Genomic DNA, 24,790 nt, shown 5'->3' with positions numbered 1-24,790 from the left:
TTATCCTTCCTGTAAATTAAAAGTTATGAGTAAACCAAATCTAAATGTGCTTATGTGGCGCACACTAATGCTGATGATAGCCTTTATCATGCAGCATACACTGGCGATAGCACAAAACAAAAATGTGACAGGTACCGTCAGAGACGAAAAAGGCAACGCTCTGCCGGGCGCCACCATTCTGGTAAAAGGCACTAAGAAAGGAATCGTGTCCGGCATCGATGGAACCTTCAGCCTCAACGCCGGCGATGCCCCGGTAACGGTAGTAATTTCTATGACCGGCTTTTCCCCACTCACGGTAACGGCTACACCGGGAATTGCCTTTAATGCCGTACTGAAAGAAAATGCAAAAGAACTGAATGAAGTAATGGTAGTGGGCTATGGCACCCAGAAGAAATCATCCCTCACCGGTAGTGTGGCACAGATTTCTTCCGCCGAGCTAAAGAAAACACCCGCCATGAACCTCACCAACATGCTGGCAGGCCGCCTGCCCGGATTGGTAGCTACCCAAACTTCCGGCCGCCCGGGATTTGATGACGCCTCCCTCCTCATTCGTGGACAAGGCACCTATAACAACAACAGCCCGGTGGTGATTGTAGATGGGGTACAACGCTCTTTCGCCAACCTCGATCCATCTGAAGTGGAAAGCATTTCTATCCTGAAAGATGCGGCTGCTGCCGCTACCTATGGTGTACAGGGCGCCAACGGCGTAATCCTCGTCACCACCAAAAGAGGTAACTCCGGCAAGCCCGTGGTATCTTACGACGGAGAAGTGACCCGCACCGCCTTCACCCGCTTTCCCAAATTCCTCGACGGACCAGATTATATGTACTGGTTCAAAAAAGGAGAGCAAATGGACAACGATTACCTCACCGCTACCGGCGGCGATCCTATCCCTTATACCTATTCTGATGCACAGATAGCCGCCCTACGCAACGGTACCAACAAAGATCCTTTCCTTGGCAACACCGACTGGACCGGTATGCTCACCGGGCGCAAAACAATGGCGCAACACCATAGCGTAAGCGTGAGAGGAGGGACCGATAAAATAAGATATTTCTCCAACGCCAGTTACCTGAACCAGGAAGGCGTAGTAAAAGGGTCTGACTACAAACGATACAATGTGCGCACCAACCTCGATGCAAATATCAGCAAGGTGTTTTCCGTAGCGCTGGATCTGGGAGCCCGCCAGGAAACCCGCAACAGTACCGGTATCCCGGCCGATGATGGTGAATACATGAACCCTTTTTATCAGGCGGTAAGAACGCTGCCCAATATCCCGGCTACGTACAACGGCGTGCCCACCGCCACCCGCTCCAACTCCGGTATTGTGAATCCCATCGCCGCCATCGACAACTCCGGTTGGCAACGGTATGTTACCAGCACCTTCCAGGGCGCTATGACCTTTACCGCGCATATACCTTATGTAAAAGGACTGGACCTGAAACTGATGACCGCCTACGATAAATCCTTCCAGGAATTCCGGGGATGGACCGAACCCTATAACCTCATGGTAAGAGAACAAGGCAGCTCCGGCTGGTACTGGAATCCATCTACTCCTCCGGGTATCAATATCAACACTATTCGCCAATCGCAGGCTAACAACTCCCGGCAAACTTTCCAGCCAAGTATCAACTATAGCACGGAAATAGGCAGCCATAGCATCAAAGCGCTGGCACTGTATGAATATTCCCAGACAGATAGAAATAGCTTCTCTGCCGGTGGCGCCAACCTGCCACTCACAGAGCTGAAGGAAATTGATTTCCGCGACAAGGATAATAAATACATTGTACAACCTACCGGCAATAGCGGCACCAATGCCCGCGCCGGCCTGGTAACAAGAATCAACTACGCCTATAAAAATAAATACCTGCTGGAACTGGTATCCCGCTACGATGGATCGCTCTACTTCCCTACGTATAACCGTTGGGGTTTCTTTCCCGCAGCTTCTGCCGCCTGGGTGCTCAGTGAAGAAAATTTCTTCAACCAGCTGAAAGATAAAGTAGACTTCCTGAAACTGAGAGCCTCTTACGGAAAGCTGGGTAACGACCAGGGTTACAGCGATTACCAATATCTCCAGACATTTTCCCTGTCGGCCAACCCGGTATCAGTCATAGGCGATAAATCCGTTTCTGGCATCTACTCAGGCGCTATTCCCAGCACCAGTCTTACCTGGGAAAAAGCCTACAATACTAACGTAGGTATAGATGCTACGCTCTTCCATGGAGGATTGAGCGTGTCGGCCGATTATTTCTACAAACTCACCAAAGACATTCTCGACGTTCAAGGCAACTTATTCCCGCCTTCCATGGGAGGTTATTATCCAACCGTGGTAAACCGCGGTATGGCCGATGTAAGAGGATTTGACCTGCAGTTGACGCATCGTCATAAAGTAAATAACAAGTTTGACTATGCGATAACCGGTAACCTCAACTGGTCGCGCAATAAAATACTCGTGAAGAATGACCCCGATGGGTTGCCTGCCTGGCAGAGAAGCCCGGGCAGAAGCATCGGTGAAAAGAAAGGCTTTATTTCCGAAGGCCTGTTCCAAACCTGGGAGGAAGTAAATAACTGGGCCTCTTCTCCCAGTGGTGGCGCTGCGCCGGGATTCATCAAATACCGCGATATCAACGGCGATGGCAAGATTACCACCGATGATATTACGTATATGGGTCGCAGTAATATACCGCAGCTCATGTATGGCTTAAACCTGGAACTGCGTTATGGCATCTTTGATTTCTCTGCCCTGATCCAGGGTGCTGGTTTGAGAGATGTATCACTGGGTGGGGAATATGAAGGTTCGTCCGGCACCTGGGGCGTGAATGATAACACACCATTTACCCGTCCGTTTTATGGTGGTGGTAACAGCCCTTACTACCTCGTAGAACAAGCCTGGACCCCCGATAACCCGAATGCACGTTATCCACGCTTAACAGCCGACAGGGCAGGTTTCCCAAACCACAACGGCTGGGCCAACTCGCAGTGGGTGAGAAATGGCGCTTATGTGCGGCTCAAGTCTGCCCAGCTGGGAGTAACCTTACCGGCTTCCGTACTGAGAGCCCTGAATGTGGAAAAATGCCGCTTTTACCTGGCAGGCTTCAACCTCCTCACCTTCGATCACCTGAAGTACATGGATCCTGAAATGCCTAATGCCAACAACGGCTTCTATCCTCAGCAACAAATGATGTCTTTCGGTGCTAACCTTACTTTCTAAACGGAAAAGCGATTACTTATGACCACATTACGCACTCATATAAAAACGGCCTTACTGCTGCTCACGCTGGCAGGCAGCGTACAGTCCTGCAAGCTGGATGGTATGCCCGGCGACCGTTACTCCGACGCGGCTATCTGGAAAGATGCCGCCAACGTAGACCTGTACATGTACGGTTTATACGATCAATTTAAGACCTATGCTTTCGGTCAGTTTCCCATCGGCTATAGCAACGCTACCGATGCCTTTACTGATATCGAAAAATATACTTCCAATTCCATGGGGAATGGAACAGTGAACAGGCTGGCTTATAATCCCGGACAGGTGAATGCTGCTTCGCCCAGCATCTCTGTCTGGGACGACGCCTATGGCAACATCCGCCGTATCAACGAGTTCCTGAATGGCATGCAGCTGTATAGCAAACTCACCGACCAGCAAAAAGTGCAGTTTGAAGCAGAAGCCCGCTATCTGCGCGCTTATAACTACTTCTGGCTGGCGCGTATCAACGGTAGCGTAATCATTATGGATAAACTCCCTGCCGATAAAAATCACGCCCGCTCCAGCGAAGATGACGTCTGGAATTTTATTGCTGCCGATCTTAATTTCGCAGCACAGCATTTACCAAAAGAATGGCCTGCAGCACAGAAAGGAAGAGTTACCCAGGGCGCCGCCTATGGATTGCTATCACGGTCATGGCTATACGCTGCATCGGTAGCGGAGTACGACAACAAACAATTTAATAAAGATCCACTCACCGGTGTTCCTGCTTCTAAGAAAACGGAGTACTATCAACACGCAGCAGATGCTGCTGCTGCGGTGATCGCGCTGGGTATCTACGACCTGGAAACAGATTATGCCAAAGCATTTCTGAACGGCAACAGCAAGGAGGCTATCTTTGCTGTGTATTACCAGCGTCCGGGCGTTACACACCAGCTGGACTTCTTCTTCTCTCCCCCGGCAGATGTAGCGGGCGGCGGCGCTACCGGCGTACCTACTGCCGAACTGGTGAATGAATATGAAATGGCAGATGGCCGTAAATTTTCCTGGTCAGAAGCCGATATGAAAGCAGATCCGTATGCCGGCAGAGAACCAAGGTTCTATGCCTCCGTTATTTATAACGGCGCCTCGTGGAAAGGCAGAACCGTAAACACTACACCCGAGGACGATAAGGAAGGCTACATCGATTTTAAAGTAAACAGCGATCCGCGCAAAACAGTGACCGGCTACTACCAGCGTAAAATGCTGGACGAAACCAACACGGATATCCTGGTGCTCAACAGCAACCAGCCCTGGGTAGAAATGCGCTATGCAGAAATACTACTGATACATGCAGAAGCATTGACCAAACTGGGCAAAATAACAGAAGCCAAGACCTCCCTGAATAAGGTAAGATCCCGGGTAGGCCTGCCCGGAGTGCCCGCAGCCACGCCAGAAGCGATGATGGCCGCTATTGAGCATGAACGCAAAGTGGAACTGGCCTTCGAAGGCCATCGTTATTGGGACCTGCGCCGCTGGCGCAAAGCGCATATCGTATTAAACAACGTGCGCTTCCACGGACATAAGGTAACGGCCAACGGTAGCGGTTTCGATTATACGGAAGTAGACTGCGATAAGGAAAACCGTTATTTCCCAACATCTTTCTACTACATGCCGATCACACAAACCGAAATTGTGAACAATCCGGCAATGAAACAAATTCAGGGCTGGTAACCAGCTATGCGTAACAATAAATGATTTGTACATGCGAAATATATATCAAGTACCTGCAATCATCATGGGGTTAGGCATGGCGTTTACTGCCTGCCACAAGCCGGAACCCATCTTTCCAAAAGAAGACAGCAAACCGCAGTCGATTTGGCTGGAGTTGCCCGGCGTAAAAGATGCCACCTTTGAACCGGTATACAATACGGCCAAAGACAGCGCTTTTATCGAAGTACCTTATTTCTACCCGGTAGAATCAGATAACGAAACAGATATCCATAAATTAATATTACGTGCCAACCTGCCACTGGACGCCGTAATGCGCCCCGCTATCGGTACGTTGATGGATATGTCTAAACCCATTAGCCTGGAAATTACCGGCGGCACCGGCCAGAAAAGCAAGCTGGTGGTAGTAGCAAAAAAAGTAGGAGATGTGACTGTGAAAAAAGCTACCATGCACTACCTGCTCGATGGCGCCGACACAGAAGTGGAAGCCGTAATGAAAGATAATGACGTGATCTTTTACGTACTGCCAGGTGTAGATGTATCGAAGGCACAGGTGAGTGTAACGGTCAACAGTCACTCTACGGTATCCATCGCCGATGGCGCCACCGTAAACCTTTCCAACCCGGTACCCTTTACCGTAAAAAGTATCGACGGCATCGTAAAACCATATACGCTAAAAGTACTGCCACCGGTGAAGAAACCTTATGGCATTGGTATTACCCGTAAGCTGTTTGTAAAGCTGGGCGCAGCTTCCGGCGGCGGAGGTATCAGCACCAACTACACCGAAACCAGTATGGCCGTGAGCGGCGATTACCTGGTGGTGGTGAGCAATACCAACCCGTCGAAATTGCGTCTGTTTAATCGTACTACTGGCAACTACGTACAGGATATGCCATTGCCAGTCAGCAATTTCTATTCCTTCCAAATGCAGAACGATTCTATGGGAGCTTTAGTAGGCGCCAGCTTTGCAGCCCTGAATGATAAATTCACTTTATATCGCTGGAAGAGTGCTACCGATCCCGCACCGGAAAAGATCCTGGAATGGAGCAATACTACCGCTTGGGCAGGCGTAGGCCGGCGGGTACGCATATACGGAGATCTGTATAAAGATGCTGTGATCTATGCAACGGCCTCTCAAACCGCGGACATCTACAAATGGCGTATCCACAATGGTAAAATTGTGAATGCCACTAACACACCAGATGTTAACGCAGCGCCGGTGGTAGCTACCTATAAAGGCACTGATAACATAGGTTACCTGGCAGATGCATTACCTACAGCGGCTTCTTTCTCCAGTACTTACTTCATAAATTATGGCAGTGAAATAGCGATGGTAAATGGAGGCAGCAACGCCCGTATTGCGGCTTTCAATACCGATGCTGCCGGTTATATTTTCCATGCGCCTTCTGTGTACTTCAATTTCAACGGCGCCAGCTACCTGGCCTTTTTGAAATACAACTCCTGGAGTCTTAATAATGGCAATATCGCCCTGTTCGATGTTACCGATCCGGCGGCGGTGAGCATGTCGCCTGCCAACCCGGCCTACGGTGCGTTTAATGTATTCAACGCTGAGTCTATCGCCGGCCCAGCCGACAATGGCAACGGTACCGGTGACGTGTGCGTGTCTTTTGCGCCCGACAGGTCCAGCGCCTACATTTATATGCTGCTGACCAACGTGGGGATCATTGGATATGAACTGACCACCTATTAATCACTCCGTCCGGAGCATAGCGCATCCTATGCTCCGGTTTTTTAAAGCACTGCCTCATGAAAAAAATACATATCATTCCTGCGCTGTTGCTGCTATTGATAGTGGTAGCCGGATGTAAAAAGAATAATAACTCTATTCCCGTCGTGGATCCCGATGAGGGCACCGATACCCTGGTAACACCCGGAGGTAAAAAGGAAGCGATTGTCTGGATAGATTTGAACGCCAACGTATTTGGCACCTATGGCCGTTTTAATGACACGGCGGCTATCCGTAAAACGCTGGATACATTGCAACAAATCGGTATCACCGCATTGGTGGTAGATGTAAAAGAATCTTCCGGGCATACCGTTTTTCCCAGCGCCTATACCAGCAAAGTGGCCAGCCATAATGGAAAATCGCTGCCGGCAGGGGTAGACTATCTCGACTTTATGGTGAAAACCGCCAAAGAAAGGAAGATGAAAGTGTATGCCTCCGTGATGACTTTTGTAGAAGGAGATAATGATGCGAAGACCGGCGCCGTTTTCGAAGATGCCACCTTTAAAAATAAATACCAGGCCATCGTATGTGACGCCAGTGGTAAACGGGTACCCGTTACCGAAACAGGCCGTCCCGGATTTGTGAACCCCGCTTATCCGGAAGTGCAGGACCGCATCATCAACATCCTGAAAGAGATCGTGACCAAATACGCAGTGGATGGTGTTATCCTCGACTATGCCCGCTACGCCAATATCGATGCGGACTTTTCTGACTATAGCAAAACGCAGTTTGTACAATACCTGAAAGACGTGTTCAACGACCAGAACGCCAATTTCATGAACTTCCCGACAGATATTGTTTCTTCCTGGAAACAGGAAAACGGGCAAACCACACCTGCAGCTACCGGCAAGTATTACAAACGCTGGCTGGCCTATCGGATGAGTGTGATCTACAACTTTGTAAAGAAAGCACATGCCGCTATCAAGGCCACCCGTGCAGATGCGCTGTTTGGCGCCTATGTAGGCGGCTGGTACGGCGACTACTACCCGGTGGGTGTTAACTGGGCTAGTCAAAAGTACGATCCGTTTAATGACCCTGTGCTTCGCATGGACTGGGCCTATCCGCAAACCAAAGATTACGGTTATGCCGATGAGCTGGGGCTGCTGATGACGGGTAACTATTATGCACAGATCATGCTGGCAGATAATCCTGCTACTGCAGGATTGACCTATAACTGGTGGAGCCTCGAAGGCTCTCTGAATGGAGGCCGGTATGTAACCAAAGGTAAAGTACCGCTGGTAGGCAGTATCGACGCCGGTAACACGGTGTGGAACAATAAATCCGATATCCGTAAAGCCATTAAACTGATCCTGTCTAAAACAGCCGGCGTCATGATCTTTGACCTGGTACACTTATATGCGCCGCAGTACAATCATATGGGCGTGCCATTGTGGGATGAAGTAAAGGCGGGCTTACAGCCATAAATTTATGAAACAGCGTAATCAGAGCCTGGATGCTTTAAGAGGGTTGGCCATTTTCGGAATGGTGCTGGCAGGCAGTATTGCCTTCGGGATACTGCCTGCCTGGATGTACCATGCGCAGGAACCGCCGCCTGCACATCAGTTTAATCCGCAGCTGCCCGGTATCAGTTGGGTAGACCTCGTATTTCCGTTCTTCCTGTTCAGCATGGGCGCTGCCATTCCCTTATCTCTCAAAAAAAGAATACAGGAGAAAGCGGGCTTTTGGGCTATAGGCTGGCTGGCGGTGAAACGTTACCTGCTGTTAGTATTCTTTGCGCTCTTCTCCCGGCAAATGGCCCATGCGATGCCCGGAGCCATGGGATATGGAGTTGCCATCCTGGCTTTCGGGCTGCTATTTATTTTGTTCTTCCAGTCGCCTGCCGGTAGCCGCTTGTGGCGTATCCTTAAAGGTATGGCCGTAGTGATTACAGCGGTGTTGATATATGTGTTGCCTTTTGAGGATAACAAAGGGTTTTCGCTATACAACAGTGATATCATTATCCTGATATTGGCTAATGTATCTTTTGCGGGCATTTGCTGGTGGTATATTACCCGGAATCATCCGTTATGGCGACTGGCACTATTGCCTTTGCTGGCCGGTATTTACCTGGGCGGAACGCAGCCGGGTAATTGGTGTTATACCTGGCTCCACTGGTCGCCGCTGCCCTGGATGTACCAGGCGGATTTCCTGAAATACCTGTTTATCCTCTTGCCCGGTACGCTGGCTGGCGACTGGCTGCTGCAATATAGTGCAGCCACCAAGGCACCGGATGCCGGAGAGATTGTCCGGATACGGCTGGCAGGTAATTTCGCGGCGGCTGTACTGATCTGCAACGTATGCCTGTTATTTGGCCGGTATACCACCATTAACCTGGTGGCTACCTTGGCGGGGTTGCTGCTCTGCTACCTGGCGGTGGCTACCCTGCGCCGGGAACATTTTCGGTTATTGTATCTTTTTTTGCAAACGGGTGCTTATCTTGTTGTACTGGGGCTATGCTTTGAATCATTTGAGGGCGGCATAAAGAAAGATCCCGCCACGTTTAGCTATTACTTTGTTACTACCGGCCTTGCCTTCCTGGTATTAATTACCCTGTACTCGCTGCAATACAGCCGGGTAGGGCAAATCATCATCCATTATCTGTCAGTTACCGGCCGTAATCCAATGGTGGCCTATGTTGCGGGCAACCTGTTGTTATTACCGCTTTTGCAGCTCACCGGCGTTATCCATTTTTTTGATGCCATGGAGCAGCAGGCAGTTACCGGTGTGTTAAGAGGATTTTTGTTTACTGGGTTAGTTACCGCCCTTGCCGCCTGGTTTACCAACCGGCAATGGTATTGGAAAACATAAAATGATATGACATTAAAAAGTATTCCTTTGTTGCTACTGGGATGTATAGGCGGTATACTACCGCTGCTGGCGCAGGATTCCAGCTATCATAATTATTTGTACGACAGCCGTACGGCGTACTTCCGGCAATTACCGGTGGCTAAAAAGCCGGTAATATTTTTTGGAGATAGCATTACGCAGTGGGGCGACTGGTGCGAGTTCCTGGGAAAGGCCAACATCCTGAACAGGGGGATTGCGGGCGATAATACCAATGGTTTACTGGCCCGGGTAGATGAGGTAGTACGGCATCGTCCGGTGAAGCTCTTTATCCTCGTGGGTACCAATGATCTCAACAAGCATATGCCGGCAGCATCTGTGGTTGCTACCTATCGCCGCATTATCAGCACCGTGCAGGCGGCTTCTCCAGGTACCCGTATTTTTGTACAAAGTGTATTGCCCATTAATAATCAGCTGATAGGGCGCCAGTATTATACCGGCACCAACGAACAGGTTATTGACCTCAATGCAGGGCTCAAAGAGATGGCGACTAGTTTGAAGGTAACTTTTGTGAATATATACGATGCACTGCTCGACCGCAGCGGTCAAATGGATGCCCGCTATACCTACGACGGGCTGCATCTTTCCGGGGAAGGCTACCTGAAATGGGTACAGGTGCTGAAACAACAACGATTAATTTAATTCATTTATCAATAGCAGAACATGAATCTCTCGTCAATAGACATTGTGATCATCTTTCTTTATCTGGCCGTTATTGTGGGGCTTGGATTCTGGATATCAAAGAAAGCTTCCAAAAATATCCAATCTTATTTTTTGGGAGATAATAATATCAAATGGTACTGGCTGGGATTCAGCAATAGCAGCGGGATGTTTGATGTAAGCGGCACCGCCTTTTATGTGGCGTTGCTCTTTGTGTACGGTTTCAAAGCGGCCTGGCTGCCCTGGCTATGGCCAATCTGGAACCAGATTTTTGTAATGGTGTTTTTGGCCATCTGGATCAGGCGAAGTAATGCGATGACCGGGGCCGATTGGATCATCAAACGATTTGGCGACGACCGGGGAGGCCGGCTGGCACATATTATCGTAGTGCTTTTTGCCATTGTAAGCGTCATTGGGTTTATAGGATACGTATTTGTAGGTATTGGTAAATTCAGTGCCACCATTTTACCCTGGGACCTGTCTAATCCCTTGCTGAGCAGTCAGCAAACATACGCAGTGATTATTGTGGCGCTGACTACCTTGTACACCGTAAAAGGAGGGATGTATAGTGTAGTGGCCACAGAAGTGCTGCAATATGGCATTTTGCTGGTGAGCTGTGTGCTGGTGGTAACTTACGCGGTACACGATGTGAACTACACCGAGTTGCATCATCGCTTACCGGAGGGGTGGAATAATTTCTGGCCAACCTGGAAGCTGGATGTCAACTGGAGCAATTCTTTTCCACAGGCCAACCAGAAAGTGGCGGAAGATGGATTTACCTGGTTTGGCGCACTGGTGATGATGATGATTGCCAAAGGCGTATTTTCGAGTCTCGCAGGCCCTGTGCCTGGCTTTGATATGCAGCGTATTCTCAGTGCCAAGAAGCCCAAAGAGGCGGCTATGCTTACTGGCTTTACCAACCTGGTATTGTATATCCCTTTGTTTATGATGGTGAGCGCATTAACGCTGATCGGTATTAATTATTTCATGCCTGTATTGCAGGCGCAGCAAAAGCCTGACTTTGAAGTGATACTGAGTAAAGTGGTGGGCGGTTACCTGCCTGCCGGTGTGAGAGGCGTGGTGCTGGCCGGCTTGCTGGCTTCCTTTATGAGTACATTTTCCGCTTTCGTGAATGCGGCTCCTGCTTATTTAGTAAATGATTTCTATAAAAAGTATTTTAAGCCCAATGAGGCGCCTTCACATTACGTGAAGTGGAGTTATGTTACTTCTATCGCGGTAATCATTACGGGCTGCATCTTTGGCCTATTTGCCGACTCGCTTAGCTCTCTCACCTTGTGGATTTCTTCGGCGCTTTATGGCGGCTATGCTGCGGCCAATGTGCTGAAATGGATATGGTGGCGATTCAATGGCTATGGTTATTTTGCGGGCATGCTCACCGGGCTTATTTCCGCCACGTTTGTACCTAAACTCATGGGATTGCTGGCCACGGCCTATTTTCCGCAGTACGCCGATTTATTTGGCAGCGGTATCGGCACGTTGATTTCCTTCTTCATTATCCTGGCATTTTCTATGACCGGCAGTGTGCTGGGGTGTTTACTCACACCCGCTCCCAGTCAGCAGGTGCTTACCAGTTTCTATGCCAACACCCGGCCCTGGGGCTGGTGGAAGCCGGTAGCCCGTTGGGCCAGGGCTGCAGATCCTGACTTTATACCTAACCGGCAGCTCAAATGGGATATCCTAAATATCCTGATAGGCATTTGCTGGCAAATGAGTATGGTAATTATGCCGGTCTGTTTTGTTTTTGGTTATTTTGAGAAAGGCTTCCTGGCCATGGGTACATGGTTGGCTTGTATGGTGGTACTGAAGTTTACCTGGTACGACCGCCTCTATATCACCGCCGCGGAAAATACAAATATTGTTCATCGGGAAGCTGCCACCGCAGCTATTGAAACGGAATAATATGATAACACGCATGATATTGGCAGCGGCGCTGCTGCTGCCGCTTAGTGCTGCCGCCCAGTACGACAGTACTTATGGCAGCACTTATTACCGGCAAAAGGTAACACAGTTTAATGAGATCCCTGATACAGAGTCTGGCGAAATTATTTTCCTGGGAGATAGTATTACGGATATCGCAGAATGGGCAGATCTGTTTAAAAACTGTAAGATTAAGAACCGCGGTATCAGCGGCGACATGACTGCCGGTATTTTAAACCGCCTGTCGGAAGTTACCCGCCGTAAGCCTTCCAGCATCTTCCTCATGGTTGGTATCAATGACCTGGCCAATGGCGTACCCGACAGTGTGATTATCAGCAACTATGCAAAGATCATGGACCGCATCCGCCTGGAGTCGCCTGGTGCCAAATTGTACGTCCAGAGCATCCTGCCTACCAACGATCAGTTTACGGAGTTTGCCCGGCATCAGCACAAGGAGGCGCAAATTGCCGCTATTAACCTGCAGCTGGAACGCATGGCGGTGCAACGGGGATGTATCTACGTAAATTTGCACGATGCCCTGTGCGATAGTGAAGGAAAGCTGAGTACCGACTATACCAACGACGGGCTGCATTTAAAAGGCGCCGGGTACCTGGCCTGGAAAAATATACTGCAACGGAAAAAATACTTATAATGAAAATTACCGGCACTTTCTTAGATGAGATCAGCCACGATATCCCGCATCAGAACTGGGGCAGGGCAGAATGGCGGAAAGATTTTGAGCACATGAAAGCCATCGGCATCGACACTGTTATCCTGATTCGTAGCGGTTATCGTAAATTTCTGACTTATCCCTCCCGCTACCTGGTAAAGGAATTCGGCGCCTATGAGCCACCGGTCGACCTGGTAAAGATGTACCTGGAACTGGCTGATGAAATGGATATGCAGTTTTATTTCGGACTGTATGATAGTGGCAAATATTGGGATACCGGCGACATGTATCATGAAATAGACAGCAATCGCTTTGTGATAGACGAAGTGTGGAAAACATATGGTCATCATAAAAGTTTTAAAGGTTGGTATCTAAGTATGGAGATCAGCCGCAAAACTAAAGGCGCCGCAAACGCATTTCGTACACTGGGCCTGCAATGCAAGGAGGTAAGTAACGGGCTGCCTACGCTGATATCGCCCTGGATAGATGGGAAAAAAGCCGTGATGGCGGCCTCTGCTGGTCTTACCAAGGCCGATGCCGTGTCGCTGCTGGAACACGAAAAAGAGTGGAGCGAAATCTTCGACGGTATCCGTGGCGCAGTGGATGCAGTTGCTTTCCAGGATGGACATATCGATTACCATGAACTGGAGGATTTTTTCCGGGTAAATAAAATGATGGCAGACCGCTATGGGCTGCAATGCTGGACCAATGCCGAAAGTTTTGACCGGGACATGCCCATTAAATTTTTTCCCATCAAGTTTGAAAAACTGCGGCTTAAGCTGGAAGCAGCCAGGAAAGCCGGTTATGATAAGGCGATTACTTTTGAATTTTCACACTTTATGAGTCCCCAGTCGGCCTACCTGCAGGCGGGACACTTGTACAACCGGTACAAGGAATATATGCACACGTTCTGAGGGGAACGGTTGTTAAAACGGGGCTGATCCACATGGGTCGGCCTTTGTTTTTTATACCCGGTGTGAATGCGCTGTTTTATGTTTAACTTGGGGAAACTTTCGTGAAAACTTATTTGACTGGTACATGCGCAAAAAAATTGCCGATACAGGCATAGGCAGATTCCTGAAAAAACTGGGTCCGGGGCTGATTACCGGCGCCAGTGACGACGACCCTTCCGGCATAGCCACTTACTCACAGGCAGGCGCACAATTTGGATTGGCTACCCTGTGGACGGCGCTGCTCAGCTTTCCCCTCATGGCCGCAGTACAGGGCATGTGTGCCCGTATTGGCATTGTCACCTCCCAGGGCTTAACGGTTACCTTAAAGCAGTATTATCCCCGCCCGGTATTATACCTCATGCTCCTGTTCAGTTTTCCGGCTATTACGCTCAATGTAGGCGCCGATATACAGGGGATGGGTGCAGTATGTCATATGATGGTACCCTCCGTGCCGGTATGGGTATTTTGTGTGGCTATTACGGCATTGATGATGTTCACCATCATCCGGTATTCCTATCAGAAAATTGCCATGATCCTGAAATGGCTCTGTGTATTGTTATTCCTGTACCTGATAGTGCCTTTCATGCTGCACCTCAACTGGATGGACATTTTAAAACATACCTTTGTTCCGGATATACAATGGAACAATGATTATCTCTCCATTATTGTAGCTATTTTAGGCACCACCATTTCCCCCTACCTTTTTTTCTGGCAAACTACCATGGAAGCGGAGGAGCAGGAACATAGCGGTCATGGGAAGAAAGGAGCGCACGGTATCTGGGTAGATAAGCAGATATTGAAAGACATGAGAACAGATGTGAATGCCGGTATGTTGTTTTCCAACATCGTGATGTTCTTCATTATCCTTACTACTGGCAGTGTGTTATTTTCCGCAGGGATTAACCAGGTGGAAACCGTAGATCAGGCTGCCAAAGCGTTGGAACCGCTCGTCGGCAAACTGGCCTCCCTGATGTTTACCCTGGGGGTACTGGGCACCGGGTTACTGGCCATACCAGTACTTACGGGTTCACAGTCTTACATGCTGGCAGAAACCCTGGGCTGGGAAGAAGGCCTGGATAAAACTTTCGCGGAAGCCAAGTCGTTTTATGTTTCTATCATTATCTCCCTGCTGGTGGGATTGTCGCTCGATTTCCTGGGTGTTAATCCCATAAAAGCTTTGCTCTATACCGCTATCGTTTACGGGCTAACGGCGCCTGTAATGATTGCCATGATTATGCATATCGGCAACAATAAAAAAATCATGAAGGAATATACCAACTCCTGGTTTTCCAACCTGCTGGGGGCGCTCACGCTCATCCTGATGACGGCAGCCGCCGCGGCTTTGATTTATTCTCTCTTTTAAGAGAGGAAAGAAAATTTTGTTGGATAATAAATAGATTTAGTAGCTTTCGTGCTGTGCCCCTATATTTTTATAAGGGCTTGAAAATAGTATTTGTTTGAGAGAAAAAAGAATCATTGGTGTTTTATCTTATCTGGTTTTAATTCCTTATCACCATCCCTTGTTTGTTTTTTTGATATGATAGTTAATTGTGGGGAAGTATCTCTGAGATGCTGTTAATATCAGTGTACGCGAGTCTTTGTCAATTAAATATTTGTATGTCTTTTTATTCTTTTTTTTGTCGCGTTGGCATTGCGTTATGGTGTATTCTGGTGTTGCCATTCCGTACGATTGGGGGTATACCTTATACTTCACCATTTACACCCTGGGCCGATTCGCTGGGTAATCACCGTGCGGTGATACAAGTTGATCAACCCGTACCTGCTGTTTTCGTACATATTCCCTGGCGCCGTCATGGTGCTGATCCGGCAAAATTCCGCCTCTTAATCACCGACGAAAACGGCCGGGAAATGAAGAACATCTTTCGTATTCAAATCAATCACGAAGCAGGAGATATGGTCTTTGAGCCACGCAGTGGCGCCGGCAAATATTATGTGTATTATATGCCTTTCCGCGGAAAGAAAAATAATGGTTGGTTTGATGGCGACTATCTCCCGCCGGAAACCGCACCCGAGGCGGATTGGACACAAACGCAACACTTGTCGCTGCCATACGGCGGTCATCATCCTGTTGCAAAAGTGCTGGAAATACAGTCCCGTACGCCCTTCGATAGTTTCTATCCAATGGAGGTGTGTGCTACCGCTGAAGAAACTCAACAGCTAATCAAACAAAGTAAAAATAGCTACCTTGTTTTTTCAGAGGACAGAAAATTCCCGATACGCATGCCAGACCAGTTACCATATCGGTGGATCGAGACTCCCCATCAGCAGGGGTTTTCGGGAAAGGCTGCCCGCAATGAGTACTATGCTTTTCAATTGGCAATATATGCAGCTGCCGCTGATCTGGAAGATGTACAAATAAAGTATAGCGGTTTCAGTGATCAGCTGAAGTGTTTCAATAGCCAGGGGGTTCATCCCGACGGTACCGCTTTTACCAAATCAATTAATGTAGCCAAAGGCAAGGTGCAACCTTTGTGGTTTGGACTCGACATTCCTGAGCACCCGACACAACACACCTATCGCTTCACCATTACCATTCAGCCTAAGAATAAAAAGGCAATCGTGGTACCGGTAAATATAGCGGTAGGTGACACACTCCTGGCCGATCGGGGCGATGGTCAACCCTGGCGGCATTCCCGCTTGCGTTGGCTCAATTCTACGCTGGGCGATGCACCAGTAGTGACTTCCCCCTATCACCCGCTGGAACGTAACGGCAGCCGCATTATCTCTCTCTTACACCAACTGGAAATCGGCAGCGATGGCTTCCCTGCCAGCATCACTGCTCTCAGTGGTGAACAACTCCTGGCTAAGCCCATGCAGTTGCTGCTCTATACCAAGGAAGGCATAATGCCCCTGCGCCAGGAACCCATTCAGTGGACAACCGCTACCCCAGCGGCTCTCAGCTGGGAAACAAGGGAAGCTAATAACCAGGTATCGCTCACCACAAAAGCGACCATGGAATTCGACGGGCATATTGTCTATCACACCACTATCACTGCCTTGGGTGATGTAACGCTAACGGATGTACGCCTGGAGATACCGTTTAACAAACTACAAGCCCCCTATTTTATGGGAATGGGTTTGTCGGGACAACTAATTCCCGAACAATACGACTGGAAGTGGAAAGGGCCACAGGATAGCTATTGGGCCGGCAATTATAATATCGGCCTCCATTGTGAACTTCAGGGCGCCGCATACACGGGGCCTTTGCTTAATCTCTATCATCCTTCGCCGCCCCCCGCCTGGTACAACGATAACAAAGGCGGTTTCCAGCTAAGCAGGAAGGCAACTACCACCACCGCCACGCAATACACTGGTGAGCGGACGTTGCATAAAAATGAACACCTGCAACTGGATGTGGCATTTTTACTGACACCTGTAAAACAACTCTCTACAGCAGACCAGTTCACTAACCGCTATTATCACAATGCTGCTAATCCCACACCCACACTCAATGATCTGGCAGCCGGTGTTAAGATCATCAATGTGCACCATGCCAATAGCATCAATCCATATATTAACTATCCCTTTATTGCAACTGATACCATGAAACAATTTGTTGATGACTGGCACCGGGAAGGCATGAAGGTGAAAATCTATTATACTGTCCGGGAATTAAGTAACCAGGCGACGGAGTTATGGGCTTTAAAGAGCATGGGTAATGAAGTGTTGGCAGATGGCCCTGGAGGTGGATATCCCTGGTTGAGAGAACATCTCGTAGATCACTATAATGTACAGTGGTTTACTGCGATAAACGGATATGAACAGTGCGATGCAGCCATCCTGACGAGCGGAGAATCGCGCTGGTATAACTATTATGTGGAAGGATTACAATGGCTGGTTAAAAATGAAGGAATAGACGGATTGTACCTGGATGATGTATCCTACGGACGGGATATGCTGAAACGAATGCGCCGGGTAATGGATGCTGTGAAACCGGGATGCTTGCTGGATCTGCATTCTAACACTGGCTTTTCGAACGGACCTGCTAACCAATACACGGAATTTTTTCCCTATCTCAACAAAATCTGGTTCGGAGAGAGTTTTGATTACAATCATATGTCCCCCGCTAACTGGCTGGTAGAAGTGTCCGGTATCCCCTTTGGCTTAATGGGAGATATGCTGCAAGGTGGTGGCAATCCCTGGAGAGGAATGGTATATGGCATGGCGCTGCGATATCCCTGGCACACCGAAGGGGTTATATGTGATCCCCGGGAATTATGGAAAGTATGGGACAAATTCGGTATAGCTTCCGCTCATATGATAGGGTACTGGGATCCCACTATACCCGTTAATACAGGGGATTCAAACATCCTGGCTACTGTATACGTGAAACCGGATAAGCTGTTGATTGCTCTGGCCAGCTGGCAGGAACAATCAACTAAAGTGAAATTACAGATTGACTGGACAAAATTGGGATGGCCTGTAACAGACAGACTCCTGCAAATGCCCGTTATCCGCAATTTTCAGGAGGCCCGGCAATACCATTCAACAGATAGTATCAATATCATTCCAGGTAAAGGATATTTAATAGAGATAAATAAATGAATCGCTCTTCCGCTTTGATCACCATCCCGGCTCTGCTATTATCGCTTACAGCAGCCAGCCAGCAGCGCATATCCGTGAATATGCCTCCCAATACCTTTAAAGATGCTACGGTGAAAGTACAGGAGGCCATTGCCGCCTGTAGAAATATCCCGGGCGCCGTACTGGAATTTCAGCCCGGTCGCTATGATTTTTATCCCGATAGTGCCGTAAAGAAGGAGTATTTTATTTCCAATACTTCCGATGAAGAGGAAGCGCCCAGTAAAGTAAAAACTATTGGACTGTTTTTCGAAAACTTTAAAGGACTTACCATTGAAGGGCATGGCGCCTCATTGGTATTTCATGGAAAGATGATCACCTGGTTGTTCGATCATTGTGAAGATATTACGATGCGCAATATCAGCGTAAATGCAGAACGCCCTTCCATGTCGGAAATGACGTTGCAAACAGTTACACCAAAAGAGGTAATCGCTGTCATTCACCGCGATTCCAGGTTTGCCATTCTCAATGAGCGCCTGGAATGGTATGGGGAGAAATGGAAACTGCAACAGTTCCATGCGGTATTGGCAGACACGACTAAAGGTATGTATACTTACTCCTCCTGGAATCCGTTTTATAAAAGTAAAGCCACACAGCTGGCGCCAGGAACGGTGCAGTTTACCGGCGACTTTTCCTCGTTCAAAGGAGTGCCAGGTAATATCTTAACTGTCAGGGATGGCATCCGCGACCAGGTAGGGGCTTTCATGCAACACTGCCGTAATGTACAGCTGGAAAATATCAATATGCATTATATGCATGGCCTGGGCATTGTAGCGCAATTTTGTGAAAACCTCCATTATAGTGGTGTGCGGATTATGCCGGCTCCGAGCAGTGGGAGGGTAATGGCGTCCTTTGCTGATGGCATGCACTTCTCCGGTTGCAAAGGTGATATCATCATTACTGCGGCCCACTTCAAGGGCCTGCATGATGACCCGGTAAACGTGCACGGCACACACCTGCAAATCACCGAAAAAATGTCACCGCGGGTATTGAAGCTGCGTTTCATGCACCATCAAACCTATGGCTTCGCCGCCTTCTTTGCGGGCGACAGTGTAATGTTGGTACATAGCGCCGCCCTGCAGGGGTATGGTATGGCAAAAATAGTAGCTGCCAAAATGTTATCACCGCGTGAAATGGAAGTCACCCTCGATAAGGATGTACCAGCTGCCACCCGTACTGGCGACTGCCTTGAGAATATCACCTGGACACCGTCCGTGACGATACGCAATAGCATTTTTGAAGGTGTCAATACCCGTGGATTACTGGTAACTACCCGCAAGAAAGTGCTAATCGCCGATAACACCTTTTACCGCACCGGTATGCACGCCATCCTGATCGCCGACGATGCCAGCAGCTGGTACGAATCAGGACCGGTGGAGGATGTAACCATTACCGGTAATACATTTGAAGGAGTGGGGTATAACCAGGCGCCGGACAATTACGTGATTGCCATTGCACCGGAAAACCATGAACTGGTACCGGGATATATGGTACATCGGAACATCCGTATCACTGACAATACCTTTAAATTATACGACTACCCGGTGTTGACCGCCAGGAGTACCGTTAATCTTATCTTCCGTAACAACCGCCTTACCTGGATGAAGGATTACCTGCCGGCAGGAGCGGAGCGGGCAGCGTTTAAGCTCACCGCCTGTGAAAAAGTGACGATCAGCAACAATGAATCCAGCCTGCCTTTTAAGCCGGAAGTGCAGCTGGAACAAATGTCGCGTAGGGAATTGCGTACCGATCTAACGGTAAAGTAACTACGTAGTTAGCGGGCATCTTTCGCCACCCGGAAGCCCTGGTTGCTGAAAGATGCCCGTTTATTTACCCGCCCGATATCTACCGAGTTAAAGAACGAACAGGAAGCCGCACTGCACCACCAGGAGCCGCCACGGGCATGCGCCAGCGACGGTTTTTCATCGGGGCGAACTTTCCCGCTGCAAAACTCAAATACATTTCCATACACATCATACAAGCCCCAGGCGTTAGGTGCAAAACTACCCACCGGCGAGGTATACATAAATCCGTCTGAGCTGTCGGCCTGCAGGTGATTTTTATCCCGCCAGATATTGGCATAGCGGCTAATATCTGTTGGTCGTTTCCCGAAAAAATAATCGGTGGCAGCACCCGCACGGGAAGCTATTTCCCACTCTTCCAAGGTAGGAAGCCGCACGCCGGCCCATTCACAATAAGCCTGTGCATCATGGTAGCTGATACAGGTAACCGGGTGATTCATTTTGTGGTCGATACCACCGGCGCCCACGCCGTTAGGATAACGCCAGCAAGCGCTGCTATCGTTATGCCATTCAAATTCTGCCAGTCCCGGTATAAATATCAGCGCATCATGGCGTTGCTCTGCATCGGTAACATAACCCGTAGCCTTTACAAACGCCATAAACTCCTCATTAGTAGTTTCACAGCCGGCAATATAAAATGAATCAACGCTTGCCAGCCGCCGTGGATTCAGGGTATGTTGTTGCTTCCCTATCCAGTACCGGCCTTTGGGTACCAATATATATCCGCAGCGCCACTGTGCCGCGCAGGTATATACGCCGAGCAACAGTAACCCTATACTAATGTTTCTTAGGTAGCGTATCATAAAAGCTCTTTGCCCGCTGGATAATCAGTTCTTCGTTGGCGGTATTTAAAGTGAGCGCCGCCCGGTAACTGCTTTCATAATTGGTGCTGGCATATAATTTTTTAAAAGAAGGGGAGGTCATAAAAGGCCCGTATTCATTGTTTTTCATCAGTAACATCAATACGGTCAGTATATCATGATCTTTATGATCGCGGTTGTATACATTGATCAGCAAAGGAATCATCTCACGGGCATTAATATCTACAATGGCCATTTTATAGTTCAGGCCTATGCGGTTGGTTCTGCCGATCGATTCAGTCATCAAGGCTATCACTGAGTCGCGGTTGGCCTGGAAGAAATTACCCTGCCGTTCGCTCCAGCTGAAGTCGTCGAATGCATCCGGCAACTGCCCGAAAATCTTTTTCTGTAAATCGGGGTCCGTCGGTATGGCATCGCAGTTCTGGCTATAGGTTTCTGCGTGGATCATGTGATAGGTAAACTTTTCCCGCAGCGATAAGGCCAGGTAGTCTTTTTGGGCAATAGGCAGGTTTTCATTTTCGTCCGATGCAACATTTTTGACAAGGGCCAGCACTTTTTCCAGGCCGTAAGGGGGCCGGGTAATTTTATGGCGGTATTTTTCATAGGATTCATTGGAGTCTTCCTGGGCAAAGCTATGTTGGTACAAGGTTACCAGGACAAGGATGGCGATTACTTTTTTCATACAGTACTTAAAAATTTTGCGGGAAGTTAAAGCAGCGGAGAGGAATTGCCAAATAGCGGCTGCCAGCCCCGGCCATTTTGTGGAATAGCACCCCTATTTTTAACATATAATTTCGAACCTCCGCCGTTGGCTGTTGTTACTCCATATAGACCATTTACCCGCGACTGCACTGCCTATTGTGAATGTTTAAATTATCCTGGTATGAAAAAAGTAATCATGCTTCTCGCCTTCACAGCAGTCACCTGCTCCGTTTATGCACAGCCCAATACCTTTGCCATGGCCGGCTCCCGCAAAGAGGCCCGTAAAGAACGCCACGAACGCAAGATAACCCTGAGAGAGCTGAAGGGCTCCGAGGTCAGTTTTCAGTCAAAACAGGCATTCGACAGGGACTTTAGTAATACTTCCAACATGGTTTGGACCCACAATATGTACTTCGACAAGGTATCTTTTCTGAATGAAAAAGGCGTGTCCATGTCGGCTTATTACGACTACAATGCCAGGTTGGTAGGTACAACTGCCCCGGCAAAGTTTAGCGATTTACCGGTAGTGGCGCAGAAAGATATCGCAAAGCATTATTCGAATTACGAGAAAGCGCCAGTCGTTTTTTTTGATGATAATGAAGCCAATGAAACAGATATGATCCTTTATGGGATGCAGTTTGAAGACGCTGATAATTATTTCATAGAACTAAAAAATAAAAAGAATCAACCGGTTGTATTGAAGGTAGATATGCTTGGAAATGTAGGATTTTTCGCAGAAATGAGTGACATTAAATTTTGAAAGGTTATACCATGTTTAACAAAACGATGTGGATATTGCTGTTGATCGCTTTCCTGGCAAACAGCTGTGCTACTACACATAGTATGGATCAGCTCCAGGGGCCGGCCAACGGCAATATCACTTACCAGACTTTTTACGACGATTTATCGCCTTATGGTACCTGGATGGACTATCCTTCCTACGGGAATGTATGGAGCCCGAATGTAGATGATGATTTCAGGCCTTATGCCACTAATGGGTATTGGGACTATAGCGACGAAGGCTGGGCGTGGATGTCTGATTACAGCTGGGGTTGGGCGCCGTTTCACTATGGCCGCTGGTTATATGACAACGCCTATGGCTGGTTATGGGTGCCTGGTTATGTTTGGTCGCCCGCCTGGGTTACCTGGGGATCGCTGGATGGCAGTTATTGCTGGGCGCCCCTTATGCCGGATGTAAACGCCGGGGTACAATTTGGCGCCTGGCGTCCGCACGACTTCTATTGGAATGTTTGTCCCCGGGAACATATCTATGACCATAACCTGGGCAGCGTGCTTCAACGGCCGGGATCGGTAACTAATATCTCCGGCCGGGTTACTATCATCAACAACTTTGGTAGTACCAGCATGCATAATCAATATTATTCCAGGGGACCCGCTGCCAACGAAGTAGCGCAATATACCCATCGCACGGTAACGCCCGTGCCTATCAGGCCGGTCAATGCCGCCAACCTGGTAAAACACGAAGGCAACGAAATGCACATATATCGTCCGCAGGTGCAACGCCCGGGCGACGGCGGTACCGGCAGGGTAACAGCGCCACGGCCACGGGAATTCCGTCAGGCGCAGCAAAATGTAGCCAGGCCGGTACGAATCGACGATAACTGGCCCACTGCCCGCCCACCCGAACAAAGGATGAATGTGCAGCAACTGCCCGTAAACAGGGTAGGTGGTGGTAGCCGCGTAGGAGGAAGGCATTAGTGGAGCTAAAGGCGAAAAGCATAAAGCAAAAAGCTATTGAAGCGAATGACTAATCCGATTTAAATATTCGCTTCAATAGCTTTTTGCTTTATGCTTTTCGCTTTCAGCTTTCAGGGCTTTTTACTTAAATTTATAGACACAATCTTTTTTTATGAAGCGTACTATCCTCTCTTTATGTTTCTTACTGGCTGCCGCCATGGTATATGCCCAGCGCATTAAACCGGATGTAGTCAGCACTGCAGCGGGACCGTTAACCATTCAGCCTGTTGAACACGCCAGCCTGGTATTACAGGCTAACGGCAAAGCGATTTATATAGACCCGGTAGGCGGCGCCGGGAAATACCAGGGCCTGGCAGCACCAGACTTGATCCTGGTAACAGATATACATGGCGACCACTTCGATCCGGCTACCCTCGCCGCCATCCGTACACCCAATACCATCCTGGTAGTGCCGGCAGTAGTGGCAGCGAAATTACCGGACGCCGAAAAAAAGGGCGTGGTGATCATGAAAAATGGCGATCAGCAAACCGAAGCCGGTTTTGCCATTGCGGCCCTGCCAATGTATAACCTGCCTGAAAGTTCCACTGCCATGCATACCAAAGGCAGGGGAAATGGTTACGTACTTACCATTGGGAAAGAACAGGTATATATTTCCGGAGATACCCAGGGCATCCCAGAAATGCGTAGCCTGAAAAATATAGACGTAGCCTTTGTATGCATGAACCTGCCCTACACCATGGATGTGCCCGAGGCGGCAGATGCGGTATTGGCATTCAAACCCAAAATCGTATATCCATATCACTACCGCGGCAAAAACGGTTTAAGTGATGTGAACCAGTTTAAAAAACTCGTTGATGCGGGCAACAAGCATATCGACGTGCGGTTGCGCGACTGGTACGCGAAATAAAATCATTAATCCATGCAGCATGAGTAAAATCATTTGCCCCGGTTGCCGCCTGCAGCTTGCAGACGCCCAGCTGGCGCCGTCCGACAGGTACAATGCTTCCGGCGAATGCGAAGATCTTTTCAATGAACTGTCGTTTCGCACCTTTGCAATGAAGCATCCGGATTTCCGTCACCAGCTGGCGGTGGATACCTATGGCGCCCAACATGCAGGAGGCGTGTCTAAACCGATTACCACCGCTTACGCGCTGATAGGGCTATACCTGGCATTGGAGCATGGTTTCACCGGCCGGCAGGTACAACATGTACATAGCATTATCGTGAAACAAACCTGGGAGCCGCCACCACCTCCGGCTACGTCGGCAGGTATAACGGTGCAGGATGTACTGAAAGCGCCGGGAGCAGAAGAGCTGTATGCCGCGATGCAGAAATGGGCCCGGGCGGTATGGGATAGCTGGGCGCCTGATCACAACTGGGTAAAGGAAAAAGCAACTCCCTATATTTAAAAGAAACA

The 24,790-nt window shown here is 48.8% G+C and carries 18 protein-coding genes; 16 read left to right on the top strand and 2 right to left on the bottom strand.

Annotated features, from left to right (window positions below; genetic code table 11):
* Positions 1 to 25 precede the first annotated feature (25 nt).
* The 12 genes from HGH90_RS27695 to HGH90_RS27640 all read left to right on the top strand — a co-directional run bounded on the left by HGH90_RS27695 (position 26) and on the right by HGH90_RS27640 (position 20,095).
* Entirely contained in the window at positions 26 to 3,211 is a 3,186-nt protein-coding gene (locus HGH90_RS27695) for a SusC/RagA family TonB-linked outer membrane protein (protein ID WP_169192401.1), read from the top strand.
* Positions 3,212 to 3,229: 18 nt separating this feature from the next.
* Positions 3,230 to 4,918 (top strand): RagB/SusD family nutrient uptake outer membrane protein, encoded by a 1,689-nt coding sequence (locus HGH90_RS27690; protein WP_169192400.1) that lies wholly within the window; start codon positions 3,230 to 3,232, stop codon positions 4,916 to 4,918.
* A 31-nt stretch (positions 4,919 to 4,949) separates the two neighbouring features.
* Positions 4,950 to 6,626: a DUF5018 domain-containing protein gene (locus HGH90_RS27685; RefSeq protein WP_169192399.1), complete on the top strand. Its 1,677-nt coding sequence runs from the start codon at positions 4,950 to 4,952 to the stop codon at positions 6,624 to 6,626.
* Between the two features lie 56 nt (positions 6,627 to 6,682).
* Positions 6,683 to 8,086 carry a family 10 glycosylhydrolase gene (locus HGH90_RS27680; RefSeq protein ID WP_169192398.1) on the top strand — a complete coding sequence of 468 codons (1,404 nt, stop codon included), beginning with the start codon at positions 6,683 to 6,685 and terminating at the stop codon, positions 8,084 to 8,086.
* Between the two features lie 4 nt (positions 8,087 to 8,090).
* The gene (locus tag HGH90_RS27675) at positions 8,091 to 9,470 is read left to right on the top strand and encodes a DUF5009 domain-containing protein (protein ID WP_169192397.1); all 1,380 of its coding nucleotides are present in this window, start codon (positions 8,091 to 8,093) and stop codon (positions 9,468 to 9,470) included.
* Positions 9,471 to 9,476: 6 nt separating this feature from the next.
* Positions 9,477 to 10,148 (top strand): GDSL-type esterase/lipase family protein, encoded by a 672-nt coding sequence (locus HGH90_RS27670; RefSeq protein WP_169192396.1) that lies wholly within the window; start codon positions 9,477 to 9,479, stop codon positions 10,146 to 10,148.
* Between the two features lie 21 nt (positions 10,149 to 10,169).
* Positions 10,170 to 12,086 carry a sodium:solute symporter family protein gene (locus HGH90_RS27665; RefSeq protein WP_169192395.1) on the top strand — a complete coding sequence of 639 codons (1,917 nt, stop codon included), beginning with the start codon at positions 10,170 to 10,172 and terminating at the stop codon, positions 12,084 to 12,086.
* A gap of 1 nt (position 12,087) precedes the next feature.
* The gene (locus tag HGH90_RS27660; RefSeq protein WP_169192394.1) at positions 12,088 to 12,756 is read left to right on the top strand and encodes a GDSL-type esterase/lipase family protein; all 669 of its coding nucleotides are present in this window, start codon (positions 12,088 to 12,090) and stop codon (positions 12,754 to 12,756) included.
* Complete coding sequence (locus tag HGH90_RS27655) at positions 12,756 to 13,688, top strand: DUF4434 domain-containing protein (protein WP_168767268.1); 933 nt, start codon at positions 12,756 to 12,758, stop codon at positions 13,686 to 13,688. The genes HGH90_RS27660 and HGH90_RS27655 overlap by 1 nt, the downstream gene beginning before the upstream one ends.
* Positions 13,689 to 13,812: 124 nt before the next feature.
* Positions 13,813 to 15,090 carry an NRAMP family divalent metal transporter gene (locus HGH90_RS27650; protein ID WP_169192393.1) on the top strand — a complete coding sequence of 426 codons (1,278 nt, stop codon included), beginning with the start codon at positions 13,813 to 13,815 and terminating at the stop codon, positions 15,088 to 15,090.
* A 254-nt stretch (positions 15,091 to 15,344) separates the two neighbouring features.
* Entirely contained in the window at positions 15,345 to 18,293 is a 2,949-nt protein-coding gene (locus HGH90_RS27645) for a glycoside hydrolase domain-containing protein (RefSeq protein ID WP_169192392.1), read from the top strand.
* The gene (locus tag HGH90_RS27640) at positions 18,290 to 20,095 is read left to right on the top strand and encodes a right-handed parallel beta-helix repeat-containing protein (RefSeq protein WP_169192391.1); all 1,806 of its coding nucleotides are present in this window, start codon (positions 18,290 to 18,292) and stop codon (positions 20,093 to 20,095) included. The genes HGH90_RS27645 and HGH90_RS27640 overlap by 4 nt, the downstream gene beginning before the upstream one ends.
* Before the next feature lie 8 nt (positions 20,096 to 20,103).
* On the opposite strand, the gene HGH90_RS27635 is transcribed toward HGH90_RS27640, so the two are convergent.
* Positions 20,104 to 20,934 (bottom strand): formylglycine-generating enzyme family protein, encoded by an 831-nt coding sequence (locus HGH90_RS27635; RefSeq protein WP_168767264.1) that lies wholly within the window; start codon positions 20,932 to 20,934, stop codon positions 20,104 to 20,106.
* A complete protein-coding gene (locus tag HGH90_RS27630) occupies positions 20,909 to 21,634 on the bottom strand; it encodes a hypothetical protein (RefSeq protein WP_169192390.1) in 726 nt (241 codons plus the stop codon). Before HGH90_RS27630 ends, HGH90_RS27635 begins: the two co-directional genes overlap by 26 nt.
* 201 nt (positions 21,635 to 21,835) lie before the next feature.
* Here HGH90_RS27630 and HGH90_RS27625 point away from each other — a divergent pair, with 201 nt between their 5' ends.
* From HGH90_RS27625 to HGH90_RS27610, 4 genes are all read left to right on the top strand, one after another.
* Positions 21,836 to 22,414: a hypothetical protein gene (locus tag HGH90_RS27625; RefSeq protein WP_169192389.1), complete on the top strand. Its 579-nt coding sequence runs from the start codon at positions 21,836 to 21,838 to the stop codon at positions 22,412 to 22,414.
* 11 nt (positions 22,415 to 22,425) lie between these two features.
* Positions 22,426 to 23,373, top strand: coding sequence for a DUF6600 domain-containing protein (locus HGH90_RS27620; RefSeq protein WP_169192388.1), 948 nt, complete (start codon positions 22,426 to 22,428; stop codon positions 23,371 to 23,373).
* A 151-nt stretch (positions 23,374 to 23,524) separates the two neighbouring features.
* Entirely contained in the window at positions 23,525 to 24,280 is a 756-nt protein-coding gene (locus HGH90_RS27615; RefSeq protein WP_168767260.1) for an MBL fold metallo-hydrolase, read from the top strand.
* A 19-nt stretch (positions 24,281 to 24,299) separates the two neighbouring features.
* Positions 24,300 to 24,782 (top strand): DUF5946 family protein, encoded by a 483-nt coding sequence (locus tag HGH90_RS27610; protein ID WP_168767259.1) that lies wholly within the window; start codon positions 24,300 to 24,302, stop codon positions 24,780 to 24,782.
* Positions 24,783 to 24,790: the final 8 nt, after the last annotated feature.

It is taken from the genome of Chitinophaga sp. Ak27 (assembly GCF_012726295.1).
Lineage (GTDB): Bacteria > Bacteroidota > Bacteroidia > Chitinophagales > Chitinophagaceae > Chitinophaga.
The sequence above is the reverse complement of the archived record's forward strand: the minus strand, read 5'-3'. Positions and strand labels throughout refer to the sequence as shown.